This window comes from Myroides sp. NP-2, assembly GCF_014145665.1.
GTDB lineage: Bacteria > Bacteroidota > Bacteroidia > Flavobacteriales > Flavobacteriaceae > Flavobacterium.
Map to the genome: position 1 here is coordinate 209,566 of NZ_JACHTD010000003.1, position 24,150 is coordinate 233,715.

Genomic DNA, 24,150 nt, shown 5'->3' on the forward strand with positions numbered 1-24,150 from the left:
ATTCTATTGTTTGTATTGTTATTCATCAACGCGTTCAATTTTGGCACCTAATGCACGTAAACGTTCGTCAATGCGTTCATATCCGCGGTCAATCTGATCGATATTCTGAATCACACTTGTTCCTTGCGCAGACAATGCAGCGATTAATAAGGAAATTCCTGCGCGAATATCTGGTGATGACATACGCGTAGCTTTCAATTGAGATTTAAAATCATGTCCTATTACTACGGCGCGATGTGGATCACAAAGGATGATCTTCGCTCCCATATCAATTAGTTTATCGACAAAGAACAAACGACTTTCAAACATTTTTTGATGAATAAGTACCTCACCTCTTGCTTGTGTAGCTACGACGAGCAATACACTCAACAAATCAGGTGTAAGTCCTGGCCATGGTGAATCGGCAATGGTAAGAATCGATCCATCGATAAAGCTTTGGATTTCATAACCCGCTGTATGGGCAGGGATATAAATATCATCCCCTCTTTTTTCCAACTGAATCCCCAATCGTCTAAACGTATTGGGAATTACACCTAAGTGCTCCCACCCTACATTTTTGATTGTCAATTCACTTTTGGTCATAGCAGCTAATCCAATCCACGAACCGATTTCGATCATATCAGGCAAAATACTGTGTTCGCATCCTTTTAGGCGTTCAACCCCTTCAATCGTAAGGAAATTAGACCCTACTCCTGTGATCTTTGCTCCCATGCAGTTTAGCATCTTACACAGCTGCTGCAAATACGGTTCACAAGCCGCATTGTATATGGTTGTGGTTCCTTTTGCCAATACAGCTGCCATAATAATGTTAGCTGTACCTGTAACAGAAGCTTCTTCTAACAGCATATCAGCACCCACTAATTGTTGTGCCTCAACCCCGTAAAAATGTTCTTCTCTATTGTATCTAAATGTTGCGCCTAATTTAATAAACCCTTCAAAGTGAGTATCCAATCTACGTCTTCCAATTTTATCTCCTCCTGGTTTTGGGATATACCCTTTACCAAAGCGACCTAAAAGTGGTCCCACCATCATGATTGACCCTCTCAATGCCTTTCCACCTGCTTTAAAATCATCTGAAGTTAGGTACTCCAAATTGAGATCATCCGCCTGAAAAGCCATTTTATTTGGTGCCAATCGCTCGATTTTCACTCCGAGGGACTCCAACAATTCGATTAATTTATTGACATCAATAATATCGGGAATATTGGAAATTACCACGCGCTCCTCTGTCAACAAAACCGCACAAAGTATTTGTAAAGCCTCATTCTTAGCGCCTTGTGCATACACCTCTCCTTTTAGTTGATGCCCTCCTTCAATTCTAAATGTACTCATTACTTTTTACCTTTTGCTTGATAATTGTGCTTGTTGTATTTTTTACTGTTATTGTTGTTGCTGTTACTACCGCCTTTTTGATTGTTATTATTCGCATTGTTGTTGGTATTGGAATAATTACTTTTATTGGACTGCTTGCGATTCACCTGAATCAGGTTAGCCGTAGTCGACAACTCCTCTTCTTGTTTTGACAGATTGATTTTTCCTCCAGAAAGTTCGGCTAAATGTTCAAAGATCACTTCGTCTTTTACATTGTCCTTATTCCAGCTGAGGTAACTTTTTTTCATGTGATTTGCGATTACAATGATTAACGCATCTCTCATTTCTCCTTCTTCAAACTTCAATGCTTCAGCAATCATACTTTTGATGTTATTGCCATAGTAACGATAGTTCAGCTGTTTTTTAGGATAAGGCAGTACTTCTGGTTTTGCATACACAGTTTCTCTCGTCGCAATTGGAAAAGGACAAGGGACATCTAGTTTAAAATCGGAAATCATAAAAAGCTGATCCCATAATTTATGCTGAAAATCAGGAACATCACGCAAGTGTGGATTCATATCCCCCATCACGCGAATGGCGTAATTTGCGGCTTTATTTCGTTCTTCTGCATCTTCTATCAAAACGATTTGTTCAATCATTATCTGGAGATGGCGTCCATAATCGGGAATAACTAGTTTATTGGTGGCTGTATTATAGCCTAAGTGTGTTACTGCTTCTGCGGAATTAAATTTCATCTAATCTGTGTTTACAAAGTTTGGTTCATTGTACTAGCTATAAAAGTAGGAAACTTTCTAGGATAAAGCAATTTTTACAGCGACAATAACCCTTCAATAGTTGATAGCTCAATATACTTATCAACGATAGCTTGTGCACTTGTCATATGCACTTTTATCGATACACTGGTAAAAGTTCCCTTGCTTGAGTTTCTGAAGTTTATTGCGGGATTCATACCGTCAAAAGCGCGTTCAATTTGTGCAATTTTACGCTCGTCAGCTGGGACAATAAACTTAAATAAGTATTCATTTGGCCACGTTCTTTCAAACTCTAGCTTCTCTTTTAAGCTCTCATAAAATTCTTTTGTCTTAGTATCCATAAAATATTTTAATGCAAATATACGTATTTTCTACCTTTTTTCAGGCTTTGTTGTTGGGGTGATTTGTTTGTTGCTTGTCCGTAAGTCGTTTGCTCTTTCCCACTTTAACCTTATCTTAATAGTAAAGAATCTGAGAAAAGTCGTGCTATCCCGACTTTTTGTTCTATTTTTGCCCCTTTCTTATTTTTAAGTAGAAATGAATACAAAACTCGTTTTAATAATCGGAGGCCCAGGATCTGGTAAGACAACCATAATCAATGAATTAATTGAGAAAGGGTATACGTGTTATCCTGAAATATCAAGGGAAGTTACAAAGAAGGCACAAGAAAAAGGAATTGATCAACTTTTTTTAACGGAACCGTTATTATTTAGTCAACTATTACTAGAAGGTAGAATAGATCAACATAAAAGTGCGGTTGCAGAAGACGCTAATCTCGTTTTTATCGACAGGGGGATTCCCGATGTATTGGCTTATATGCATTACAAAGGAGACGCCTATCCCGAAAGTTTTGACCAGGCGTGTAAAAATCACTTGTATCATCAAATTTTCTTACTACCTCCTTGGGAGAATATATACGTGAGTGATGATCAGCGTTATGAATCGTTTGAGCAGGCGAATCTCATTCACCGCTATCTCGTGGACACCTACAAGAGCTACGGATATGATTTGATTGAAGTGCCCCGAGAAACTATTGCGAAAAGAGTAGAATTTATCTTAGATCGAGTATAATATAAAAAAGGATTGTTGTTGCAATCCTTTTTACATTTTTGACTACCTTAGTCAAAAGCTAAACCTGCCCTTCTATGACAAAAAAGCCGATTGATATCCTTCAAAAATACTGGAAACACACTTCTTTTAGGGAGCCACAAGAAGAGATTATCACATCTGTTTTACAAAAAAAAGACACTTTTGCTTTACTTCCCACGGGAGGTGGAAAAAGTATTTGCTTTCAGATTCCCGCCTTGCTTCTTCCAGGTACGTGTTTGGTGATTTCACCACTCGTTGCTTTGATGCAGGATCAGGTCAACAACCTCAATGCACTCGGCATTAAGGCTGCCGCTATTGTTGGGGGAACCTCCATAACGGATATTGATGCGATTTTAGACAATTGCCTTTATGGGGATTATAAATTGTTGTACCTCTCCCCAGAACGATTGGAGCAAACGTGGTTATTGGAGCGCATAGAAAACTTAAAAGTGAGTGTAATCGCCGTAGACGAAGCACATTGTATTTCACAATGGGGTAATGATTTTCGTCCTGCTTATCTCAAGATCAACCAATTGCGAAAGCTCTTTCCTTCCGCACCTGTTATCGCCCTTACGGGATCGGCGAATAAACGTGTCATTTCTGACATTTGCACCCATCTCGAACTCAAAGACGTAGCGCTATTTACCAAGAGTTTTTACCGCAACAACCTCATCTATGGCGTATATAAGGTTGAAAATAAAGAAGCTATCGTTGAGCGCATTTTACAAAAACACCCTTTTCCAGCGATCATTTACGTACGCAGTAGAAAAGAAACTCAACTATTGGCCCAACGTCTTAACCAAAAGAATTTTAACGCTAACTTTTTTCACGGTGGACTACATGCCTTTGAGAAGAAAAAGCGCTTAGAAGACTGGGTTGCTGAGAAAACGCCAATTATGGTGGCAACTAATGCATTTGGAATGGGAATTGACAAAAAAAACGTCCGCAACGTCATTCACCTCCAACTGCCAGAAAATCTAGAAAATTACTACCAAGAAGCAGGTAGAGCAGGTAGAGATGAATCCAAGGCTTTTGCTTCTCTCCTTGTCTCGCCCAACGAACCAAAATCTGTAGCTGATTGGGCCAAAGAAAATCTCTTTGACAAGGATTTTCTAAAGTTAGTCTACCGCAAACTAAACAACTACCTGAGTATCGGACTCGGCGAGGGATTCAACACCGCTTATTCTTTTAGTTTTAATCAGTTTTGTCTGCAGTACAACTTCCCCTATACGCTCACCTATAATGTCTTGCAGTTTTTAGATCGCCAAGGAATTTGTAAGTTAACCCCAAATTCGAATAATAAAACGCAACTACAATTCATTGTTAGCAGTAGTGAATTGCTGGATTACGTCTATGACAATGAGCGACAAGAACAAGTATTGTTGCAGATTATCCGCCATTATCCGGGTATTCACGAATACAATACGCCAATTAACCTAGCCTATCTGAGCGAACAGACGGGCGAACCTCTGTTGTTTATTCAAGAATGTTTGCAACATTGGCATCAGGAAGCATTGTGTCTCTTTACCCCAGAGGAACACGACCTAGAGCTCACCTTTCTTGAAGCGTGGGAGGAGGACAAAACCATCTATAGGACGTTTCCCTTCTTGGAACAGCAAAATAAATTAAAACTAGACCAATATCAGGCCATTTACTTTTACGCACAAAATGACGATATTTGTAAAAACAAAATCATCTTGCGATACTTTGATGAAACCTTGGAGCAAGATTGCGGTAGCTGTTCCACTTGTTTACAGACGCAACAAAAAAAGCCCCAAGTCAACATCTCTCAAGTAAAAGAACGCGTAGTACAGCATTTACAACACGAGCAAGCAGCCTCTGCCCTTGAGTTGGAAACAGCACTGAATCTTGCCCTGCCAGATCTTCTTCTGGTATTGCAGATATTGTTGGAACAACAGAAAATTAAACTGAATAATAAAAATCAATATAGCTTAGTATAATGAAAGACTTACGTATCATTTTTATGGGAACCCCAGACTTTGCCGTTGGGATTCTCGATGCGATGTATCAACATAACTTCAACATTGTAGCGGTGATTACAGCACCAGATCGACCTGCAGGAAGAGGACAAAAACTGAAGTATTCGGCAGTAAAAGAATATGCTTTAACTAAAGAGCTCCCTATTTTACAGCCAACTAATTTAAAAGACGAGGCTTTTTTAGAAGAATTAGCCTCCTACCAAGCCAATTTACAAGTAGTAGTAGCTTTTCGCATGTTACCTGCGGCGGTATGGCAGATGCCTGCCTTAGGCACCTTTAACCTCCATGCCTCACTCCTACCGGATTACAGAGGGGCGGCTCCAATCAACTGGGCCATCATTAACGGAGAGACCAAAACAGGCGTAACAACCTTCTTTATCGATGAAAAAATAGATACAGGAGCGATTATCCTTAAAAAAGAAACCCCCATTGGACCGAAAGAAAATGCAGGTGAGTTACACGATCGCCTGATGGTTTTAGGCGCCGAAACTGTAGTGGAAACCTTGCAATTAATTCAAAAAGGAGAGGTAAAAGTAGTACATCAACCCGCTGAAGACACAAAAACTGCTTATAAATTAAACCGAGACAACTGCAAAATCGATTTCAGTAAAACGGGAGTTGAAATAGAGCAACTAATCCGAGGGCTAAGCCCGTATCCAGCTGCTTGGTGCATGCTTGAAGACCGCGATTCTCAACAAGAATGGAACATCAAAATCTATGAGGCTCACTTCGAAGAAGAAGAACATCAACTACCTATAGGACAAATAATTACAACCAAAAAAACAATAAAAGCAGCAGTAAAAAACGGCTTCTTAAACCTCGTAAAATTACAATTACCAGGCAAGAAAATGATGTTAGCAAACGAAGTATTAAATGGACAAAATTTTAGCGAAAACACTATCGTATTATAAATGCTTTTCCCTTAATAGAATACTTCACATAGAACCTTAACACAAAAAAAGATATTCTAATTCGTTTTTTTTTTTGAAAAAGCTTGTTTTATAACTTTATAACCCTAAATTTGTAAGAAGAACGTTAATAAAGTTAACCTTTAAAAAAAATTATTATGAACAAAACAGAATTAATCGATGCTATCGCAAAAGATGCAGAGATCAGTAAAGTTGCAGCTAAAAAAGCTTTAGAATCTTTCTTATCTAACGTTGAATCTACTTTAGCTAAAGGAGACAAAATTTCATTAGTAGGTTTCGGTTCATGGTCAGTATCTGAAAGAGCTGCTAGAGAAGGAAGAAACCCACAAACTGGAAAAACAATCAAAATTGCTGCTAAAAAAGTAGTTAAATTTAAAGCTGGGTCTGAATTAGAAGGATCTGTGAACAAGTAATTACTGACTTTGTTTATGTAGATAAACACATCAAAATAGTAAAAAATTAAAAAAGTCTTATTATATTGTATAATGAGACTTTTTTTATGCCTATTCTATGACACAACACGAGATCAACAAAGGGGATTATTTAATTGCACTACCCTCTGCCTACAATCCCAATGATGTAGAATTTAATCAATCGGTGATTCTGTTAACAGATCACAATATCGATGGTTGTATGGGCTTTATTTTAAATAAACCAACTCCCTATATACTCAGTGAGCTTGTGCCCGAAAGCAATGGTGCCTTTACAGTGTATCACGGAGGTCCTGTAGAATCCGATCGCCTATTTTGCATTCACAAATGCCCCGATCTTATTCCTGATAGCATCGCAATTACGGATCAACTGTATTGGGGTGGTGATTTTAACAGCATCTTCTCCCATATCGAAACGGGACTACTCACTCATTTAGACCTGCGCTTTTTTATGGGATATGCCGGTTGGGACAACGGTCAGTTGGAAATGGAACTTTCCAATCAGCACTGGATCAAAACCCAATCCCTGCGCTTTAATCCCCTAGAACAACCTACTAAAACATACTGGAAACAAGCCCTACAAACACTAGGGAAAGATTTTAGCATCTGGTTCAATGCACCAGAAAACCCCAATTTAAATTGATTTTTTATTGGTGATGCGTGATACGTAAACCGTTAACTGTAAACAATATAATAAGAGATGGCTTGCAATTGCAAGCCATCTCTTATTATATTCAGATACATTTACTCATCTCCCTTTTCTCATCTCTCATCACCCAAAAAACTACATCAATCTAATTTTCGCATTTAAGCGATCCAATAACTCTTTAGACACTTGTGTGGTAAAAGTTTTCTTTCTGTATTTTGTTATAGGTTGGATTCCCACAATTACGTTGGTGATGAAGATCTCATCTGCTTTTTGCAATTCAAAAGGCGAGATTGGACTCTCTTCTAAGGTCAAATTAGGGTGTTTTGCGAGCAGTTCGATGATTTGCTTGCGCATTATACCTTTGACACAACCTTCGTCTAAAGGCGGGGTTTTAATTGTGTTTTGACTAACGACAAATAAATTTCCGTTGACTGCTTCGATGATATTTTTTTTATCATTGACCAACAAACAGTTTTGGTAGTCGTTTTCTGAGGCAAAAATACTAGCCAATACATTCACTGCTCGGTTTGTCGTTTTCACGGTAGACAACAGATTGGCTGCCACGTAAAAATCTTTGTATAGTTCTACCTCATAGGCTTGGTCTTGGAAAGTGTATAAGGCTTCCTCCAATGCTTCTGCTGTAGCGACAAATCCGATGGTTTTATTTTCTTGAGGCAGGTACTTACCTGTTGCGTCGCGATAAACGGTTAGGCGTACGCGAAAAGCTTTTGCTTGACTTGCAGTAGCCTCTACTGTTTTTATTATTTCTTCTTGGAAGTTTTCTAAGGTAAAGTGCATGGGAATTTCCATGCGCATGATTCGCATGGAAGACATCAATCTAAAGTAGTGATCTTCAGCGAATAATACTTTTTTATCGAGAACTCGAACTGTTTCAAAAACAGCGTCACCATATAAAAAACCGCGGTTGTTTTCTATGGCTAGGTCTGTAGTAGAAACAAGTTTGCCGTTAACATTAATCATAGTTCTAATTTGTGATTACTATTAACGGCAAATATAAGTTATATTTTATGGAATCTAAGCAGATCCTAGGACTTGTTTTAAATCCATAATTTGATTTTCCCACAATTGTTTTGATTCATCTATTTCATCTGCTACCGCAAAATCAGTTACGATAATGGTGACATCTTTGGTCAACTCATCGCGTATTATTTTTATTTCAAAGTAGTACTCTGTGTCTTCTCCATCTTCATCTAACCATCTGTAACGCACTCTTTCGTCCGTTTTTCGCGTAACTACTCTTGCTTTTTCTTCTGAATCCCCCCATATAAAAGAATAAACCTCTCCTCTTGAATTCACGTTATCCGCAAACCATTCGCTTAATCCTGAAGGATCTGACACGTATTGATATAACAATTGAGGGGATGAATTTATAGAAAATTCTAACTCATATTTTTCTTTCATAGCTGTACTTAAAAAGTTATAATTCCTCGAATATAAACATATTTTGCTAATAAAAAAATATTTTTTAAGAAGGCTTCTCTTTGGTTTGTTTGAAAATTATAGTAACTTTGCACTCGCATTCCCAAAAAAGGAATAAATAACCGAAAAATGGCGAGGTAGCTCAGTCGGTTAGAGCGCAGGATTCATAACCCTGAGGTCACGGGTTCAACTCCCGTCTTCGCTACAAGCAAAAAAGACTTAATCGAGAGATTAGGTCTTTTTTTGTTTACACTTGTATGGATTATAAATAAAGGTAAAAAAAGGAGACTTTCAACAGTTTTCATTCGCTTTCTATTGAGTATTTTTCATAAACCACTAACGGTCAACTAAAAACCTCTTTAATCCGATTGGATAGGTTGGGATGGCAGTATTTTATTCTAACTTTAGTAGTTACTCAATAACCACAACTTCTTTTTTTATTTCCTCAAATATTCTGTCAAAATGAACAGAATCACGCTTTCCTTTGTCATTAAAATAGTTATACATAATTTCATCGTGAATTACAACGAAAAACAAATATTTACCTTTATCTTCTATTTTAAAATTTCCTAAAGTGAATAGTTTATTAGGAATCAATATAGAATCTTTTGCTTTAAAAGCAATATCTTCATTTCTTTCACCTACTTTAATTGGGTTGTAATAGAACATAGTTATAGTTCTAAAGTTTATTGTGTCTACCATTGGATCTACTATTGTATCAAAAGGACTATCAAATTTAAATACAATATCATAAGCTTGATTTACTTTCAATGTGTCAGGCAAATCGAATGTATATGTAATATTACCACGGAGAGTTTTAGTCCGTGATTCTGTTAATTGCATTCCATTATATTCTTCATAGAAATCCTCTTTCTTTTGCTTTTTTTCACATGAAATAAGGAGTAATAAAAATAAACTTACTATTCTCATTACAAATTAGATTTAGCATTTAACATATTAGCTGTATTCAACTTTCGTAGAGAATCTCTTTGCTTATTTAATCTCTAATCCCTTTGTCGAATCTGACTTTCTTTCATAAAAGTATCTCTCTGCTCTGGTACAATATAAAAAACTACTTTAAAAATATACGCTACAACTGTTTACTTTTATTGCGATTGATTACGTACTGCAAAACACTTTTTAAATCAATTGTATGCCTTTAAATTGTAGTGTACGTTAGAATTCATCTCCTTTATAGCACTAAAAAACATTTCCCCTTTTGTCATACTGAACATAGTGAAGTAACTGACTAAAACCCACTACTCTTTTTACTACACCATTGTTGCTTTTTTGTAGTCTTAGGCTGTACTTTACCTTTTTAAACACTTTACCATTGTCGTTGGTTAAAGTCGAAGCCTTTTTTAATAGTGTAACGGTGGTAGGGTGTTTCTTTTTTTTCTCTAAACAATCCCCCTTAAAAAAAGTCTTTTCTAATTGTCATACTGAGTGAAACGAAGTAAAAACCCCTTTGATCCGTTTTGGAAGATTGGGGGAAATGTATTATTCTTTGTCGATTACAACTACTTTTTTTGTTACTCTTACTTCATCTTCTAACCATCTAATTTGATCTATTCCCTCTTCATTTTTTTTATGTAAATCTATTAGAATTAAATCATTTATAACCCCATCAATATAAAACACCCCAGGGTTTTCAAATTTAAGCATGAAATAAATCGATCTATTATCGTATGCACCAAATGTATCCTTAACAATACTTTTTAAATAAGCGTAATCGTAATCTATACTATTTGTAGTGGTTATTATCAAACGTGCATATCTATTAGTATCCTTAACTCCAAAATCAGTTATTATAGAATCATAATGGCTTTTGTAGCTAACTAAACCATAATTATCTTCTTTAGAATATACTGTATCTGGAAAATCTATATCATAAACAATTCTATTTTCATCAAAATAAATTTTATCCTGGTTTGAATCATTATTTTTAACTCGACCATCACAATTGTAAAAGAATATTCCTATTAAAACTATTAAACTAACTTTTCTCATTATTTATCTTCTATTATAATAATCCCTCATTTTTATTCCATTTAAAGAATCTCTTGTATTTAATTCTTTGACGATTGGAGCATCTTGCCTATTTACTGTTGTATCTCTTGGTACTGGAGTATGAAAGGTAGATCCATTATCTCTAAAAGGTTTAGTTGCACTATAGTCTATTCGTTGCATCGTAACCTTATCCAAAGTAGGCACAACAGGTACTATCGGTTGTGGTGAAATCGGTTGATTATTTGCTTTAGGCGCAAAAGTATTACTTCCATCAGGTACAACTCCTGGCAACACCGTTTCAGGCCCAAACACATCCATGGCAAAAATCATAAATATTGTCATATCCACCCAACGCGTAAATCTATTTCCTTTTGGCGATTCTAAAGGAGATGATTTACCTCCTTCCACAGTAAAACTCATTCCTTCCAATTTCCAATTACTAAAACCTCTTTTAAAATGATTATACCCTGATTTTTCCTTATTTCTCTCAAAATCAGAAGCTAATTTATCAGCTCCACGTTGCAAATTAATAACAATTTCATCTAATACGGTTCCCATATTGGATACTACTGTATTCATAATATTTCCTAATTCTGGTTGTTTCTTCGGATCACCGTCGCCAGGGTTTTGTGCACTCATCCCCGTAGGGTCAATCAAATTAACCGGGTTATTGTGTACATAATGGTATGGATTCCATCCTGGGAATTGATCTGCTAGCGGATCCACACTCAAAAATATACTCGCTCCAGGATCATAATAACGTGCTCCATAATAGTAGTAGCCTGTGCTTTGATCTAATTCTTAGGCACTGGATGACCGCCCCAACTGTTAGGACCTGTTTGTTCCCAAGCGATATCATGAGTAAAGATCATCTTGATATAGCCCCAGATAGCTAAAGAAAGTACGAGGATAAAGAAAACGAGAAGAGCTGTCACAAAAAAGGGCACTTTATTTCCGTAAAATAAGGCATAGATTAGCAATCCATCAAAGAGGATCATCAGCAGAGGAATAAAAAAAGTAACCCCGATAAACTTAGCTCGCTGGAAGTAATTGGTCATGTCGTAATTCATTGCGTATAGCAAAACACCCCAGAAGACGAATGCTAAAGTGACCATAAAAATAAGCGCCCCTACAAACAGCGCCAATGCCCCAAATCCAAAACTCATGCCCTTTTGTGTTACCTCGTCATAATACACGGTAACAAATTCCCCTATCGTTGGTTTACTACTGGAGGAATAGGATACAGTATGCTCCACCAACTGACCAGATGCAGTTGTAAACTCAAGCGTTGGCGTAAACATTGTGGTTGTGGTACCCGCATCGCTATCGTGACTTTCATAGGTGGAATACGATATGACTTTGGCTGGATAGCGTTGACCATGCAGCAACAGTTGGGTTGATTTATAGAGGGACGACCCCACCCCTATAGCACTTCCAATGGCAAAAACCATCAAAATAGTTACCACGAGAAAAACATAACCAAACCCGAGACATCCCAACGATTCCTTGCCAGATTGCACGCGTCTTTGTCCAATTTTATAGGTAAGTAACAAGCCTACAAGCAGTGCTACAACTCCACTCCACCCATAGGTAGTTAAGGCAAGCGGAACTCCATGAAATAAAAGCATACTCCTTGATTTTTCTTTTATTTATAACGGGAAGTCTCATGTTTAAACGTTCGCTTCTCTCGTTGAATCAAATCGTTATCGTGTTTACTTGCAGTATCGACTATAGTTACACTGTTATCCAAAACAGTAGTTGTATTTTCATATTGGGTTGTATTTCTCGGCATTTCGGGTTGATTGCCCCAATATTTTCGCGCCTTTTGTATACGCGAAAGCACCACAATTAAAGAGTAAAGCCCATAAACGGCTAAAAAAGCAATAAAAAAAGTTTGCTCTTCTTCGTATGCAAAAATTCGGTATTGATAAAACACAGCAAGTACATAACCAAAAGTGAGTAAACGAAGGGGTTTTAGTAAAAGCCCCAAGGCTATTTTGCTGTTTCGAACTGCTTTTATAGTAGTATTAGAAACAAGTACGAGAAACGACAACAAAAGAGAAATTAGCAATCGAAGCACAAAAAAGCCAACCAAAAGGATCGCATAAGCAATTCCCAAATCTTCATAGGTGATCCAAAAAGTTGCCCCTGTTTCATCCATCAAAACCACTTGATCACCTTGACTAAAATAGTCCATGGTTAGATCACTCACTCGATCAGCCACAATACCCCACGGAGATCCGTCCTCTTTTTCAAAAGTAATACCCCAATGGTTTTGCCCATAAGGATCTCGTAGCTGTTCAAATTTCCCGGTATATGGTTCTCCATTGAGGAGTGCAGTTGCCATTTGCAAGGGAATACGCCCTATAGAAGACAATAACGAACTCCCATACGACAGGAAGACCAGCACAATAACAATAAGGAAGAAATTAATTCCTTTTCCTTGGTTCTTACTCATAGCACTTATTTTTTCTTTTTCATTTGGAGGCAAACAAATGTGATGCTTCCTCTCTGCAAGGTAACACAATAAAAAAATATATTTCCATATTCTGCCAAAAAGGCAAAAAAAAGAGGCTGTTTACCCTCTTCATTCGCCTTTAGAAAACCAAGGACTACTTTACAATTGACCATAATCATTCACGAACGAGACACAACCCCTGCGCTATGACCTAGGATTAGCCACTATTGTTGTACCGATGCAGCGGAATGCGTGCAAGCGACCATGCTTGAGCAACAACAAGGACCAAGATTCCTTAGCGCATGCCAATGTAAGGCTGTAAAGCCTTTGGTCCACAGCACAAAAAACCCCACCTAAAAAATAGATGGGGTTATATTTGTTAGTCTTTTTAGACAGCCTTTTTAAGTGTAATAGAATAGTTTAAATTTATTTTACTCTTCTTTGATAAACGTCAAAAACTCGTCATAATACTGCGCCAATAAGATTTGATATCCCTCGCTTCGATCTACCTTTATTTTATCAGTATCCGGTTGAGAAACAAAATAGATGACAAAAGCATCTAGGTGATATTCAGGAATACCTAAGTCTTTCATTAGATCTTCTCTTGGATATTGTTTGTAAAACGAGGCCATATTCATTTCAATACGCTCGTATTCGATCATTTGTAGATCGCGTTTTCGCGTTCCGTTGAGTCGATTGATGATTGCATCGATGGTAATTCCCATTTTTAAATCGCTTGTTGCCATGAATACGCGATTATTTCTATTGTATCGCTTCTCTGCGGGAGTCAATTTTTTAGTTCCGAAATCCATCTCACCTTCCCCAAATTCTTTCTTTACGATGATAATCTCCTCCAATTTTTGTCCAGGTTTTACCAAAACAGGTGTAATGCGTTTGGTTTCCAAATCTCCCTCATCGATCACATACAACATCGTAGCACTATATTCACTGGAGAAACGAAGGGTATCTCCCAAATGGGTTTGAATCAAGAAATATCCGGTTTGATCGGATTGAGTTTTTTCTTTCGTATTTTTATTTTCGATGGTAACTGGAACAATTTGTCCATTATACAATCGAACGCGCCCATCTAGTAAAGTAGCTCGTTGAGCATAAGCGCTCATGCCGATACACAACAGACTCAATAGTGCCAATAGCTTTTTCATAGTGTTTTGGTTTGTTTGGATAAAGATATAATTACTTCAAAGAATAAAAAAAATTATTCCTCTGCCATCTCATTTATTTTCTCCAACACATAGGCAGGAGGTACAGTAGGGCGTCCCGTTTTCATATCGACAAACACCAACATGGAATATCCCGTTGTTAATAACTCCCCTTGTTGGTTAAAGATTTCATAATCGAATTCTATTTTAACGCCTGTGCACTGTTTAAAAATAGTGCGAACACAAAGGTCTTCATCGTATTTTGCTGGCTTTTTGTAGTTCATAGTTAGTGACACAACGGGCAACATAATCCCCAATTCCTCCATTCGTTTGTAGGAAATTCCCAAATTGCGCAACCATTCAACTCGCCCAATCTCAAAGTATTGCGCATAGTTCCCATGATATACTACGCCCATCTGATCTGTTTCAGCATAACGCACCCGTACGGTGTAATCGAATTTTTTCATATTCCTTTTAATTATATTTGACTAATTGAATTATAAATGTACTTACCATTTTTTTTTGAAAATTACAATGACCTAATCGTTTTTTTATCCCAAAAATTGTTCACATATTTGCCATCTGATTCGACACCGACATCAATCCAAAAAACATTCAAAAATAGTAACTGTTTTTTTAAAAATCTAACCAAAAATGCACGAATACAAAGACATGACAGCGCAATCTGCTTGGAATGCTTGTCTTGAATTCATAAAGGACAACATAGGCGAACAAGCATTCAAGACTTGGTTCATGCCTATTAAAGCCATTGAATTAACTGAAGACAAGTTATATATACAAGTGCCTAGTAAATTCTTCTACGAATGGCTAGAAGAGCACTATGTAAGCATATTGAAGGTTGCATTGACAAAAGTGTTAGGTGGCAATGCAAAGTTACTATATAAAATACAGATGGAAAATGTATCGGGCAACAAGCAGCCCTATACAGAACAGTTACCTAGTTCGCAACGAGGTCCTGTGAAACCACAAGAATTGGATGTTCCTGTTCAGAACAAAAACCCTGAACTAAAAAATCCATTCATCATTCCTGGTATTCGAAATGTAAAGATTGAATCCCAATTAAATTCAAACTATTCATTTGATAACTTCCTAGAAGGAGATGCAAACCGCTTAGCGCGTTCTGCGGGAATGGCTGTATCTAAAAAACCAGGAGGTACTTCCTTCAACCCTTTGTTGATTTTTGGTGGCGTTGGATTAGGTAAAACACACTTAGCTCATGCCATTGGTGTAGAAATTAAAGAATATTTCCCTGATAAAACTGTTTTATATATTTCAGCAGAAGTATTCACCCAACAATACGTAGACTCAGTACGTAAACAAACGAGAAATGACTTTATCTATTTTTATCAATTAATTGATGTATTAATTGTCGATGATATTCAATTCTTGTCCGGTAAGTCTGGAACACAAGATGTGTTTTTCCACATTTTCAACCACTTACATCAAAATGGAAAACAAGTAATTCTAACTTCAGATAAGGCTCCTGTAGACATGCAAGATATCGAGCAACGCTTGTTATCTCGTTTCAAATGGGGCTTGTCAGCAGAGATTCAAACACCAGATTTTGAAACTCGCGTGAAGATTGTTAAACATATTTTATACCGTGATGGGGTAACAATGCCTGAAAACATCATCGAGTATATGGCTAAAAACGTATCGACCAACGTGCGTGAATTAGAAGGGGCTATTATTTCGTTAATCGCACAGTCTTCGTTCAACAAACAAGAGGTAACGATTGATTTAGCTCGTCAAGTGATTGAGAAATTCATCAAGCATACGCAGAAAGAAATTTCCATTGACTACATCCAAAAAGTGGTATCTGATTACTTCGAAATGGATATAGAAACACTGAAATCCAAAACGAGAAAGCGCAATATTGTACAAGCCAGACAATTAGCTATGTTCTTTGCTAAGAAATACACCAAAGCATCCTTGGCCAACATTGGTTCACAAATTGGAAAACGCGATCACGCTACTGTATTACACGCTTGCAAAACTGTCGATAACTTATTGGAAACAGACAAAGAATTCAAGAAGTTTCACGATGAAATTAACCAAAAGTTCAATATGTAATGAAAGCAAAAGTACTGATGGTATGTTTAGGCAATATTTGTAGGTCTCCTTTAGCAGAAGGAATTTTACAAGCTAAACTTCCTCAAGAACACTTTTTAGTTGATTCTGCCGGAACGGGCAATTGGCATGTAGGTGAGTTACCTGATCCACGCTCAATTGAAGTGGCGAAAAAATACGGAATTGATTTGACCACACAGCGTGCAAGACAGTTTAAAAAGAGTGATTTCAGTACCTTTGACTACATTTTCGTCATGGATCAATCGAATTACAACAACGTAATCCAACTAACAGAAAATCAAGAAGAAAAAAATAAGGTCCGCCTACTTTTAGACGTACTTGATGAAACGAAAAAAGCGGAAGTTCCAGATCCGTATTACGGAGGTCCCGATGGATTTGAACACGTTTTTCAACTGATTGATGAGGCTTGTAACCTGATCGCTAAAAATTTAAAATCTTAGTTATTTATAACCTATAAACAAGGAAGAAATTGCATTTCTTCCTTTTGTTTTTTATAGGCGGATTGACTTACCTTTGCAAATAAAAATAACAGTTCCTCAAATTATGGATAAAGCTACTCACACGGGAACCTTGTATATGATTCCTACCACATTAGGAGACAACGAACCTATGCAAGTACTTCCTCAAGCTGTAAAAGACACGATCGATCGATTGTCTATTTTCATTGTAGAAAACGAAAAAACGGTTCGCAAATTTATCAAGCGAATTGCTCCAGATAAAAAACAGTCGGAATTAATCTTATTCCCCCTAAACAAACACACTGATCCTTCAACCTTTAAGCAATATATACAACCGCTACTAGAAGGCAAAGACGTCGGTGTAATCAGCGAGGCAGGGTGTCCTGGGATTGCTGATCCAGGTGCAGCCATTGTTGAACTCGCCCACAAACAAAATATTCGCGTATTGCCTTTGGTAGGTCCATCTTCTATCCTACTCGCCCTAATGGCTTCGGGAATGAATGGCCAAAGTTTTGCTTTTAACGGTTATTTACCCATCGATAAAAACGAAAAGAAAAGCGAACTAAAAACCTTTGAACGCCTGTCGTTTGAGAAAAGTCAATCCCAAATTTTTATTGAAACGCCTTATAGAAACAATCAATTACTACAAGATTTAGTCCAAGTCCTTCACCCTAATACGCTGTTGTGTATCGCTTGTGATATCACCTTAGAAAGTGAATTCATCCAAACAAAACCCATATCCGCTTGGAAACGAACAACGATTGATTTACATAAAAGACCTTGTATTTTTATTCTACACAAGAATTGATGAAAAATGAGATACCGAAACGCAGCGTAAGTTCATCAAATACTAAATATAAAATCAGTGAGATAAACGGGAGAAGGAGTGAATTTTAGATTATACTAGATTAGACATATAAAAAAGGGATGAGTTTATATAAAAACTCATCCCTTTTTTATTGAAGAAGAACTGCAAGTCAAATTGAAAATTCACTCCATTCTTATTTTTTCACCTTAATTGTACAACCAATAGCTACAGTTGTCGTTTGTTCGATCGCTTTTCCCGCGAGTAAGGCATCGACTGCATTCTCTACGTATTTTTCAGACACCTGGCTTTCATCCTCATAGTTATCATCAATAGCCCCGATGTATTTTACGATATACTTTGCTGCTTCTTTTTGTAAAACAAAGACATGAGGGGTTTTAGTAGCCCCATATTGCGGATAAATTTTTTGTCTCTCATCTAGCAGATAGGGAAAAGTAAAACCTCTTTCCTTTGCTCTTACCTTCATTAATTCAAGTCCATCTTCTGGTTGCACAACAGGATCGTTAGGGTTAATTGCAATTACAGGATACCCCAATGCTTTGTATTTCGTATCTAATGCGATAATGCGCTTTTCATACGCTTGAGCATAGGGACAGTGGTTACAAGTAAAAATAACGATAAAACCTTTGGCTTCTTTAAAATCTGCCAGGCTGTGTTTTTTATCATCCGTTCCCAAGAGACTAAAATCTGTTGCGGCATCGCCTATCTTATAGCCCAAAACGCCTTTAAAGTCATTTACAGGCTCTATCACTTCTTCCGTAGGAGCAATTACCCCTGCGTCTTTTACTTCTTTCTTGCACCCAATAAACGCAAGACTACAGCATACTGCTAAAACTAAATTTCTCCACATATATTTCTTATTAAATTAATTTCTTCAACGCTTCGTAGGACAAAACTCCCTCGTGAAAATAAATTTGTTTGCCATTTTTATAAACTGCTGTAGCAGGTATTGCTCCGCTCCAATTCTTATGTACAAGGGGAATCCATTCATTCATCCGCTTTACATCAGCTAACAACACCACGGGAGGTGTGAGTTGATGCTCCTTGATAAAGGGCTGTACTTTGGTTTCAAAATCACCAGAACGATCCAAGCTTACCAATACAAGTTCCATTTTTACCTTGTCTTTATAATCCTGATAAAACTGAACAAAATCAGGTAGTTCTTGTACACAAGGCACACACCAAGTCGCCCAAAAATTAACGATATAAATCTTGTCGTCTTCTTGATTTACCGCTTCTAAAAGTACAGTGTAATCCTTAATTATACCTGTTAAGGCAAAAGGCTTGCCTTGCGTTGCTTCCTTTTTGCAACTACTTGTTAATAAAATAAGTAGGGCTATTAAAAAATATCGACTCATAGTATATTTCATCAAGGTGTTCTACAAATATAATTTTTTTAGTCAAAAAAAACATCCCTATACCCAAACAAAAATAGCGAAGCATATGCTTCGCTATTTTTGTTTTCTATTTGTTTTACTTTTCTACTTTTTCTTTGGGATAAATAAATCCTAATCCCATACGCGTCAACATTTTTTTGACAAAATTCCAAAAGAACTCCCGTTGACCAAATAAAGTCCCGATACAAATCAGGATGACCTTATACATGGGAAAAATAATTAAAACATACAACACCCAATACAACAAAGGATGTGTCAATCCTCTTTCTATGCCTAAATAAGTCAAAATAGGTTTCGAAATAAACGCAGCAGTTGAACCTGTAATTGCAAATACCACTAATATAATTCCCACTTGGAAATTAGAAGTAAGTCCCCAACGTTGCTTTAACTTTTCCATTTATTTATTTTAATTCTAAACAAAAGTAGTTCTTTTTAGAGTAGTAAAAAACTAATTTTTCTTAAAATATAAAAGCCATTCGTCCGAATGGCTTTTACTTATATTAGAGTTCGATTTGATTCATGGTTTCTAAGACATATTCATGCATGACTTCGCGATAATCCAAATGGGTAACGATGCGCAACCATCCTTTTCCTATTTCGCTAATGAGAATATTTTTTTGCTTGAGTTTGTCCAAAAAAGGTTTAATTTTTGCATCGTCTTCTAAACGAAAAACTAAAATATTTGTTTGCACAGGCAGAACTTCCTTCACCCATGTTTTTTTGTTGAGCAACATTTCAATTTGCTTGGCTCTATAGTGATCGCGTTGTAGGCGGCTCACGTTGTTTTTTAGGGCATACAAAGCTGCTGCAGTTAGATATCCCGTTTGTCTCATTCCACCTCCCATAGTTTTACGAAGGCGGATTGCACGCTGGATCAACTCCTTAGATCCCAACAAAACAGATCCTATTGGTGCACCTAAACTTTTGGAGAAACACACCGAAATCGTGTCAAATAAAGCGCCAAACTGCGTGGGATGCTGTGATTTTGCCACTAAGGCATTCCACAGTCGCGCACCATCTAAGTGCATTTTTATTCCATAAGCATCACATACTTCTTTGATACGCTCAATTTCACTCAGCTCATAACAAGCCCCTCCACCCATATTAGTCGTATTTTCTAAACACACCAACTTGGTAAGTGGCAAATGGATATTCGCAGGATCTGTATAGTGATATAGGACGTCTTCTGCTGTAATTCGCCCGCGATCTCCATCCACTAAAGCTGAACTTACGCCGTGATGAACCGCAGCTCCCCCTCCTTCGAATTGATAAATATGCGAACTTCTATCGCAAATTAATTGATCTCCCGGTTGAGTATGTAATTTGATCGCAACTTGATTAGCCATAGTTCCCGAGGGAAAAAACAAGGCAGCTTCCATTCCAAACAGCTCTGCAACAGCCGCCTCTAACTCATTGGTACTTCCATCTTGTTTGTAAACATCGTCCCCTACTCTCGCTTTCAACATATAGTTCAACATTTCTGGCGTAGGTTTTGTAATTGTATCGCTAATTAAATTAATTTCCATAAATCCGCAGGAATAAGTATTTTTGCTTGTAAAAGTATTAAAAATTATGGTAACCACAGAACAACAGAAGGACATTATTGATCGCCTTGGTGCGTTAAGGAGGTATCTTTGACGTCGATAAGAAGTTAATTGAAATTGCAAACGAAGAAGAAAAAACGTTTGCCCCTGACTTTTGGAACAATTCAAAAGAAGCTGAAATCATTGTCAAAAATCTAAAATCCAAGAAAAAGTGGATTGAAGACTATGAACAAGCAAAAAATCATTTAGAAGAATTTCAAGTGTTGGTTGAATTTTACAACGCCAAAGAAGTATCGGAGGAGGAAGTAGTAGATCAATACAAGAAAACCCTGGAGCTCATCGAGAATTTAGAGTTCAAGAATATGTTATCAGACGAAGGAGATAACATGAGTGCGGTCTTGCAAATTACCGCAGGTGCAGGTGGAACAGAAAGTTGTGATTGGGCTTCTATGTTGATGCGCATGTACATCATGTGGTCTGAAAACAGTGGATACAAAGTAAAAGAACTCAACTATCAAGCGGGAGAAGTTGCGGGGGTAAAAACCGTAACCTTGGAGATTGAAGGTGAATTTGCTTTTGGTTATTTAAAAGGAGAAAATGGCGTGCACCGTCTGGTTCGTATCTCCCCTTTTGACAGCAATGCCAAACGACATACCTCTTTTGCTTCGGTTTATGTCTATCCCCTTGCGGATGATACCATCGAAATCGAAATCAGTCCCTCAGATATTTCTTGGGAGACGATGCGTTCTAGTGGTGCCGGTGGACAAAATGTAAACAAAGTAGAAACAGCGGTTCGCTTGAGACACCATCCTACGGGAATTATTATTGAAAACTCAGAAACCCGTTCTCAATTAGACAACAAAATCAAAGCCATGCAGCTCTTAAAATCTCAACTTTACGAAATTGAGTTGAAGAAAAAACAAGCCATGCGCGATGAAATTGAAGCCAATAAGAAAAAAATTGAATGGGGCTCACAGATCCGAAATTATGTGATGCATCCTTATAAATTAGTCAAAGACGTTCGAACAGGTCAAGAAACAACAGATGTTGATTCAGTTATGGATGGCGAAATCGACGCTTTCTTAAAAGCCTATTTAATGATGATGGGCCAACAAGAGGAATAATACCGTTGACAGTTTACGGTAAATAAAATGCATAAAAAAACAAGCTTGGGTAAAACTCAAGCTTGTTTTTTTATTGCTATTGGACTTTAGGTATTGGGCTGTGGATATTTGGATTTTGCTGTTTGGATTTTGCTGTTGGGCAAAGTTGTTCGTTAGAACGAATCATTTTCACATAAGGCAATCAAAAGACAAAGAGCAAAGCACAAATCGTAACGAAGTGAAAATCGTAACGAAGTGTAGATTCATCGAACACCAAAACAATATATAATCTTGGTGAGATATATTCATCGAACACCAAAACAATATATAATCTTGGTGAGATATATTCATCGAACACCAAAACCAATATAAACTAGGTGAGATAAACCGCGCAAAGTACAAAAAACAAACCGCACAAAGTACAAAAAACAAACCGCACAAAGCACAAAACTAATTCATCTTCTTCACAACATCTTTCAACATATGACGTATTTCCTGAAACATAGCTTTGGTATCAGCTTCCCCTAGGTCTTCGGGTTTAAATTCTTCCGTGGCAATGCTACACGCATACTCCCATATTTCGAGAATATCATACGCCTTGATGCGATAAGGTTCGTAAAATGTGTTGTCCGAATGCAATTCGTACGTATCTTCATCGATGCGATACACCCGTTTATACACCACGCCTTCATTTGCCGTCATAATGATATACGTTCGTCCGTTGCGGATGTACTCCAACTGTTCAATATAGCTCCCAATAATAAACGATCCTTCTTGATGCGGTGGCATAGAATCTCCTTCAATGGGGAATGCGCGATACTTGCCATCTCTTAAGAAAGGCAATGAAATTTGATCGAGGTTTTGAATAAATTCTGGATCAGCATAGCCCGATAAATAACCGGCTCTCGCCTTGTGTGGGATAATCTCAATAAAATTATTTCCATTGGGATCGACCATAATAGGCAATAGTATGCGATTATCTTCCAATTTCAATAAATCTTGCATGGGCACCTTTCTCAAATCTACCGAAATAAGTAAATCCACGCTCACGTGAAAATAACGCGAGATTTTCAACAAAACTTCCAAAGGCGGTTCCGATGCCCCTTCTTCATATTTAGAATAACGAGCACGCGTAATGAGTAGTGAATCTGCGACTTTTTGCTGAGACAACTCCTTCTGTGCTCGCAAATACCTGATGTTATCTGATAAGTATGACATTTGCTATTATTTATAGCATCAAATATACTAATTATTGCTAACATACGTAGTAAGTTTGTTTAAAATATTTTAAACTCGAGCAGATGGAACGCGCAATTGTACATTTAGATTTGGATAGTTTTTTTGTTTCTTGCGAGCGATTAACCAATCGCCAACTCGCTGGTATTCCCCTTATTATAGGAGGAGGTGATCGCGGGGTAGTTGCGAGTTGTTCTTATGAAGCCCGCGCATTTGGCGTGCGTTCTGCCATGCCTATTCGCATGGCGATGCGCTTGTGTCCTCAAGCTAAAATCATCAAAGGCGATATGGAGTTGTACAGTAAAATGTCGGCAGAAGTAACGGAAATTATAGCGGAAAAAGCGCCGATCATGGAAAAAGCAAGTATTGATGAATTTTACTTGGACCTAACGGGGATGGATCGCTTTTTTAGCACCAATCAATGGGCTGCTGAATTGGCTTCGACAATCAAAAAAGAAACCCATCTTCCCTTGAGTTATGCTTTATCAGTTAATAAAACGGTTTCGAAAATGGGAACGAATGAAGCCAAACCTGCTGGAGCACTCGTAATTCCCGAAAAGGAAGTGCGCCCGTTTCTCAATCCGCTGTCGATTCGCAAAATTCCTATGCTTGGACAAGCGACATATGATTCACTTGCGCGCTTGGGTATTCGCACTATTGAAACCTTGTCCAATATGCCCTCGGAAATACTGTTTCAGCTTTTGGGAAAAAATGGATTAGACATTTGGAAAAAAGCCAACGGAATTGATTATGCGCCTGTTGAACCCTATCGAGAACGCAAGTCCATTTCAGTAGAGCACACATTTGCTCAGGATACCATTGACCTCACTTTGTTGCGAACGACTTTGTTGGGAATGGTAGAACGCCTAGCTTTTCAATTGCGATCAGAAGGCTGGCTGACTTCTGTGGTATCCGTCAAGATTCGATATACCAATTTCGACACAGAAACCAAGCAGTGCAAAATTGCCTATACCGCAGCGGATCACCTGCTCAATGCTCAGGTGTTAGACATATTTGAAAAGCACTACCAACGCCGCATGCGTTTGCGATTGATTGGAATTAATTTCAGCGGATTAGCAAGGGGGAGTTATCAAATCAACCTATTTGAAGATTCCCAAGAAATTATGGCGCTCTATGAGGCTATGGACCACATCAAAAAACAATACGGCATACAAGCAGTTCACCGCTGTTCGAGTGCGATACTCAAAACTAAAAAAAAATAAA

General features: G+C 37.6%; 26 protein-coding genes, 1 tRNA gene and 1 pseudogene. 11 read left to right on the forward strand and 17 right to left on the reverse strand.

The genetic code is table 11. The features are described from left to right. Positions 1-18 precede the first annotated feature (18 nt). The 3 genes from murA to H4K35_RS04710 form a co-directional block, all read right to left on the reverse strand. Positions 19-1,332, reverse strand: a complete 1,314-nt coding sequence (gene murA, locus H4K35_RS04700; protein WP_182626231.1) for a UDP-N-acetylglucosamine 1-carboxyvinyltransferase — start codon at positions 1,330-1,332, stop codon at positions 19-21. Further along, complete coding sequence (locus tag H4K35_RS04705; protein WP_182626232.1) at positions 1,332-2,066, reverse strand: DUF4290 domain-containing protein; 735 nt, start codon at positions 2,064-2,066, stop codon at positions 1,332-1,334. Before H4K35_RS04705 ends, murA begins: the two co-directional genes overlap by 1 nt. Before the next feature lie 74 nt (positions 2,067-2,140). Further along, positions 2,141-2,425, reverse strand: a complete 285-nt coding sequence (locus tag H4K35_RS04710) for a DUF493 family protein (RefSeq protein WP_182626233.1) — start codon at positions 2,423-2,425, stop codon at positions 2,141-2,143. A 196-nt stretch (positions 2,426-2,621) separates the two neighbouring features. Here H4K35_RS04710 and H4K35_RS04715 point away from each other — a divergent pair, with 196 nt between their 5' ends. The 5 genes from H4K35_RS04715 to H4K35_RS04735 all read left to right on the forward strand — a co-directional run bounded on the left by H4K35_RS04715 (position 2,622) and on the right by H4K35_RS04735 (position 7,176). Further along, positions 2,622-3,155 (forward strand): AAA family ATPase, encoded by a 534-nt coding sequence (locus tag H4K35_RS04715; protein ID WP_182626234.1) that lies wholly within the window; start codon positions 2,622-2,624, stop codon positions 3,153-3,155. Positions 3,156-3,229: 74 nt separating this feature from the next. Further along, the gene (locus H4K35_RS04720) at positions 3,230-5,134 is read left to right on the forward strand and encodes an ATP-dependent DNA helicase RecQ (RefSeq protein WP_182626235.1); all 1,905 of its coding nucleotides are present in this window, start codon (positions 3,230-3,232) and stop codon (positions 5,132-5,134) included. Beyond that, on the forward strand, positions 5,134-6,084 hold the full coding sequence (gene fmt / locus H4K35_RS04725) for a methionyl-tRNA formyltransferase (protein WP_182626236.1): 951 nt from the start codon (positions 5,134-5,136) through the stop codon (positions 6,082-6,084). The genes H4K35_RS04720 and fmt overlap by 1 nt, the downstream gene beginning before the upstream one ends. A 155-nt stretch (positions 6,085-6,239) precedes the next feature. Beyond that, positions 6,240-6,515, forward strand: a complete 276-nt coding sequence (locus tag H4K35_RS04730) for an HU family DNA-binding protein (RefSeq protein ID WP_002986040.1) — start codon at positions 6,240-6,242, stop codon at positions 6,513-6,515. A gap of 97 nt (positions 6,516-6,612) precedes the next feature. Further along, the gene (locus H4K35_RS04735) at positions 6,613-7,176 is read left to right on the forward strand and encodes a YqgE/AlgH family protein (RefSeq protein ID WP_182626237.1); all 564 of its coding nucleotides are present in this window, start codon (positions 6,613-6,615) and stop codon (positions 7,174-7,176) included. A gap of 141 nt (positions 7,177-7,317) precedes the next feature. On the opposite strand, the gene H4K35_RS04740 is transcribed toward H4K35_RS04735, so the two are convergent. Both H4K35_RS04740 and H4K35_RS04745 read right to left on the reverse strand, forming a co-directional pair. Then, positions 7,318-8,163 (reverse strand): aminotransferase class IV, encoded by an 846-nt coding sequence (locus H4K35_RS04740; protein ID WP_182626238.1) that lies wholly within the window; start codon positions 8,161-8,163, stop codon positions 7,318-7,320. Between the two features lie 54 nt (positions 8,164-8,217). After that, a complete protein-coding gene (locus H4K35_RS04745) occupies positions 8,218-8,604 on the reverse strand; it encodes an START-like domain-containing protein (RefSeq protein ID WP_182626239.1) in 387 nt (128 codons plus the stop codon). A 149-nt stretch (positions 8,605-8,753) separates the two neighbouring features. On the opposite strand from H4K35_RS04745, the gene H4K35_RS04750 reads away from it, so the two are divergent. After that, positions 8,754-8,827 (forward strand) — tRNA-Met (locus H4K35_RS04750). A 206-nt stretch (positions 8,828-9,033) separates the two neighbouring features. On the opposite strand, the gene H4K35_RS04755 is transcribed toward H4K35_RS04750, so the two are convergent. From H4K35_RS04755 to H4K35_RS04785, 7 genes and pseudogenes are all read right to left on the reverse strand, one after another. Beyond that, positions 9,034-9,552 (reverse strand): hypothetical protein, encoded by a 519-nt coding sequence (locus tag H4K35_RS04755; RefSeq protein ID WP_182626240.1) that lies wholly within the window; start codon positions 9,550-9,552, stop codon positions 9,034-9,036. Between the two features lie 570 nt (positions 9,553-10,122). After that, positions 10,123-10,632, reverse strand: coding sequence for a hypothetical protein (locus H4K35_RS04760; protein ID WP_182626241.1), 510 nt, complete (start codon positions 10,630-10,632; stop codon positions 10,123-10,125). Positions 10,633-11,256: 624 nt separating this feature from the next. Beyond that, positions 11,257-11,373, reverse strand: a pseudogene (locus H4K35_RS15750) (RHS repeat-associated core domain-containing protein); the annotation flags it as partial. 53 nt (positions 11,374-11,426) lie between these two features. Then, a complete protein-coding gene (locus H4K35_RS04770; protein ID WP_182626242.1) occupies positions 11,427-12,260 on the reverse strand; it encodes a DUF3592 domain-containing protein in 834 nt (277 codons plus the stop codon). A 17-nt stretch (positions 12,261-12,277) separates the two neighbouring features. Then, on the reverse strand, positions 12,278-13,090 hold the full coding sequence (locus H4K35_RS04775; RefSeq protein ID WP_182626243.1) for a hypothetical protein: 813 nt from the start codon (positions 13,088-13,090) through the stop codon (positions 12,278-12,280). 431 nt (positions 13,091-13,521) lie between these two features. After that, positions 13,522-14,253 (reverse strand): hypothetical protein, encoded by a 732-nt coding sequence (locus H4K35_RS04780; RefSeq protein ID WP_182626244.1) that lies wholly within the window; start codon positions 14,251-14,253, stop codon positions 13,522-13,524. Between the two features lie 53 nt (positions 14,254-14,306). Continuing rightward, positions 14,307-14,717 carry a thioesterase family protein gene (locus tag H4K35_RS04785; RefSeq protein ID WP_182626245.1) on the reverse strand — a complete coding sequence of 137 codons (411 nt, stop codon included), beginning with the start codon at positions 14,715-14,717 and terminating at the stop codon, positions 14,307-14,309. A gap of 187 nt (positions 14,718-14,904) precedes the next feature. Here H4K35_RS04785 and dnaA point away from each other — a divergent pair, with 187 nt between their 5' ends. The 3 genes from dnaA (at position 14,905) to H4K35_RS04800 (ending at position 17,628) form a co-directional block, all read left to right on the forward strand. Next, positions 14,905-16,344, forward strand: a complete 1,440-nt coding sequence (dnaA, locus tag H4K35_RS04790; RefSeq protein ID WP_182626246.1) for a chromosomal replication initiator protein DnaA — start codon at positions 14,905-14,907, stop codon at positions 16,342-16,344. Further along, positions 16,344-16,802 carry a low molecular weight protein-tyrosine-phosphatase gene (locus H4K35_RS04795; protein ID WP_182626247.1) on the forward strand — a complete coding sequence of 153 codons (459 nt, stop codon included), beginning with the start codon at positions 16,344-16,346 and terminating at the stop codon, positions 16,800-16,802. Before dnaA ends, H4K35_RS04795 begins: the two co-directional genes overlap by 1 nt. A gap of 103 nt (positions 16,803-16,905) precedes the next feature. Then, entirely contained in the window at positions 16,906-17,628 is a 723-nt protein-coding gene (locus tag H4K35_RS04800) for an SAM-dependent methyltransferase (protein ID WP_182626248.1), read from the forward strand. A 193-nt stretch (positions 17,629-17,821) separates the two neighbouring features. Here the strand turns inward: H4K35_RS04800 and H4K35_RS04805 are convergent, their stop codons facing one another. From H4K35_RS04805 to H4K35_RS04820, 4 genes are all read right to left on the reverse strand, one after another. Further along, complete coding sequence (locus tag H4K35_RS04805) at positions 17,822-18,496, reverse strand: thioredoxin family protein (protein ID WP_182626249.1); 675 nt, start codon at positions 18,494-18,496, stop codon at positions 17,822-17,824. Positions 18,497-18,506: 10 nt separating this feature from the next. Continuing rightward, positions 18,507-19,004 (reverse strand): TlpA disulfide reductase family protein, encoded by a 498-nt coding sequence (locus H4K35_RS04810; protein WP_182626250.1) that lies wholly within the window; start codon positions 19,002-19,004, stop codon positions 18,507-18,509. 115 nt (positions 19,005-19,119) lie between these two features. Beyond that, positions 19,120-19,440, reverse strand: a complete 321-nt coding sequence (locus tag H4K35_RS04815; RefSeq protein ID WP_182626251.1) for a DUF6787 family protein — start codon at positions 19,438-19,440, stop codon at positions 19,120-19,122. Between the two features lie 103 nt (positions 19,441-19,543). Beyond that, positions 19,544-20,569, reverse strand: a complete 1,026-nt coding sequence (locus H4K35_RS04820) for a low specificity L-threonine aldolase (RefSeq protein WP_182626252.1) — start codon at positions 20,567-20,569, stop codon at positions 19,544-19,546. Between the two features lie 46 nt (positions 20,570-20,615). On the opposite strand from H4K35_RS04820, the gene prfB reads away from it, so the two are divergent. Continuing rightward, a protein-coding gene (prfB, locus tag H4K35_RS04825; protein ID WP_182626253.1) for a peptide chain release factor 2 occupies positions 20,616-21,711 on the forward strand; the annotation gives its coding sequence in 2 pieces (ribosomal slippage) (positions 20,616-20,678 and positions 20,680-21,711; 1,095 coding nt in all). 429 nt (positions 21,712-22,140) lie between these two features. Here prfB and H4K35_RS04830 read toward each other — a convergent pair. Continuing rightward, complete coding sequence (locus tag H4K35_RS04830; protein WP_182626254.1) at positions 22,141-22,908, reverse strand: LexA family transcriptional regulator; 768 nt, start codon at positions 22,906-22,908, stop codon at positions 22,141-22,143. Between the two features lie 83 nt (positions 22,909-22,991). On the opposite strand from H4K35_RS04830, the gene dinB reads away from it, so the two are divergent. After that, the gene (dinB, locus tag H4K35_RS04835; protein WP_182626255.1) at positions 22,992-24,149 is read left to right on the forward strand and encodes a DNA polymerase IV; all 1,158 of its coding nucleotides are present in this window, start codon (positions 22,992-22,994) and stop codon (positions 24,147-24,149) included. The last annotated feature ends 1 nt before the right edge of the window (position 24,150 follow it).

Bases quoted from the DNA above. Each gene is read 5' to 3' on its own strand.
- murA (WP_182626231.1), bottom strand. From the start codon at position 1,332: ATGAGTACATTTAGAATTGAAGGAGGGCATCAACTAAAAGGAGAGGTG.
- H4K35_RS04705 (WP_182626232.1), bottom strand. From the start codon at position 2,066: ATGAAATTTAATTCCGCAGAAGCAGTAACACACTTAGGCTATAATACA.
- H4K35_RS04710 (WP_182626233.1), bottom strand. From the start codon at position 2,425: ATGGATACTAAGACAAAAGAATTTTATGAGAGCTTAAAAGAGAAGCTA.
- H4K35_RS04715 (WP_182626234.1), top strand. From the start codon at position 2,622: ATGAATACAAAACTCGTTTTAATAATCGGAGGCCCAGGATCTGGTAAG.
- H4K35_RS04720 (WP_182626235.1), top strand. From the start codon at position 3,230: ATGACAAAAAAGCCGATTGATATCCTTCAAAAATACTGGAAACACACT.
- fmt (WP_182626236.1), top strand. From the start codon at position 5,134: ATGAAAGACTTACGTATCATTTTTATGGGAACCCCAGACTTTGCCGTT.
- H4K35_RS04730 (WP_002986040.1), top strand. From the start codon at position 6,240: ATGAACAAAACAGAATTAATCGATGCTATCGCAAAAGATGCAGAGATC.
- H4K35_RS04735 (WP_182626237.1), top strand. From the start codon at position 6,613: ATGACACAACACGAGATCAACAAAGGGGATTATTTAATTGCACTACCC.
- H4K35_RS04740 (WP_182626238.1), bottom strand. From the start codon at position 8,163: ATGATTAATGTTAACGGCAAACTTGTTTCTACTACAGACCTAGCCATA.
- H4K35_RS04745 (WP_182626239.1), bottom strand. From the start codon at position 8,604: ATGAAAGAAAAATATGAGTTAGAATTTTCTATAAATTCATCCCCTCAA.
- H4K35_RS04755 (WP_182626240.1), bottom strand. From the start codon at position 9,552: ATGAGAATAGTAAGTTTATTTTTATTACTCCTTATTTCATGTGAAAAA.
- H4K35_RS04760 (WP_182626241.1), bottom strand. From the start codon at position 10,632: ATGAGAAAAGTTAGTTTAATAGTTTTAATAGGAATATTCTTTTACAAT.
- H4K35_RS04770 (WP_182626242.1), bottom strand. From the start codon at position 12,260: ATGCTTTTATTTCATGGAGTTCCGCTTGCCTTAACTACCTATGGGTGG.
- H4K35_RS04775 (WP_182626243.1), bottom strand. From the start codon at position 13,090: ATGAGTAAGAACCAAGGAAAAGGAATTAATTTCTTCCTTATTGTTATT.
- H4K35_RS04780 (WP_182626244.1), bottom strand. From the start codon at position 14,253: ATGAAAAAGCTATTGGCACTATTGAGTCTGTTGTGTATCGGCATGAGC.
- H4K35_RS04785 (WP_182626245.1), bottom strand. From the start codon at position 14,717: ATGAAAAAATTCGATTACACCGTACGGGTGCGTTATGCTGAAACAGAT.
- dnaA (WP_182626246.1), top strand. From the start codon at position 14,905: ATGCACGAATACAAAGACATGACAGCGCAATCTGCTTGGAATGCTTGT.
- H4K35_RS04795 (WP_182626247.1), top strand. From the start codon at position 16,344: ATGAAAGCAAAAGTACTGATGGTATGTTTAGGCAATATTTGTAGGTCT.
- H4K35_RS04800 (WP_182626248.1), top strand. From the start codon at position 16,906: ATGGATAAAGCTACTCACACGGGAACCTTGTATATGATTCCTACCACA.
- H4K35_RS04805 (WP_182626249.1), bottom strand. From the start codon at position 18,496: ATGTGGAGAAATTTAGTTTTAGCAGTATGCTGTAGTCTTGCGTTTATT.
- H4K35_RS04810 (WP_182626250.1), bottom strand. From the start codon at position 19,004: ATGAGTCGATATTTTTTAATAGCCCTACTTATTTTATTAACAAGTAGT.
- H4K35_RS04815 (WP_182626251.1), bottom strand. From the start codon at position 19,440: ATGGAAAAGTTAAAGCAACGTTGGGGACTTACTTCTAATTTCCAAGTG.
- H4K35_RS04820 (WP_182626252.1), bottom strand. From the start codon at position 20,569: ATGGAAATTAATTTAATTAGCGATACAATTACAAAACCTACGCCAGAA.
- H4K35_RS04830 (WP_182626254.1), bottom strand. From the start codon at position 22,908: ATGTCATACTTATCAGATAACATCAGGTATTTGCGAGCACAGAAGGAG.
- dinB (WP_182626255.1), top strand. From the start codon at position 22,992: ATGGAACGCGCAATTGTACATTTAGATTTGGATAGTTTTTTTGTTTCT.